Source organism: Agrococcus sp. HG114 (assembly GCF_024723325.1).
In the GTDB taxonomy this organism is placed as follows: domain Bacteria; phylum Actinomycetota; class Actinomycetes; order Actinomycetales; family Microbacteriaceae; genus Agrococcus.
Genome location: NZ_JANQCH010000296.1, coordinates 1 through 396, shown reverse-complemented (window position 1 = coordinate 396; position 396 = coordinate 1). Strand labels below are relative to the sequence as shown.

Annotated in this window: 1 pseudogene; it reads right to left on the bottom strand. The window is 80.3% G+C overall.

The window, feature by feature from the left end:
• A pseudogene (locus tag NWP09_RS13315) lies at window positions 1-380 on the bottom strand (amylo-alpha-1,6-glucosidase); the annotation flags it as partial.
• Window positions 381-396 lie beyond the last annotated feature (16 nt).

Here is a 396-nt window from a genome sequence, read left to right as displayed (position 1 = left end):
GTGCCGCCGAGCGCGTCCGCGGCGCGCTCGAGCTGCAGCGCGAGCACGGTCCCCTCGCGCGGGAAGCCCGCGCGCAGCAGCCCCTCGATCGCGATCGCGGTGTCGACCGGCGCGACCGCGCCCCGCCGCGGCTCCGTGGGGCGGAAGCCGGCGTCGTCGCTCGCCGCGCTGCGGAGACCGAAGCCCGAGGCCAACCGGCCGTCGAGCAGCAGCCCGGCGACGAGCCGCTCCTCGTCCGGCGAGAGGAGGCCCGTGCCGACGAGGTGGCCGAGGTCGCCCGAGAGGCGGGGGACCGGTGCCCCGCTCCCGTCGACGCCCACGGCGGGGTACCGGTCCGCGCCGCGGCCCACCCACGAGGCGGCGCGGAACCGGTCGCTCACGCGTCCGGCCCAGCGG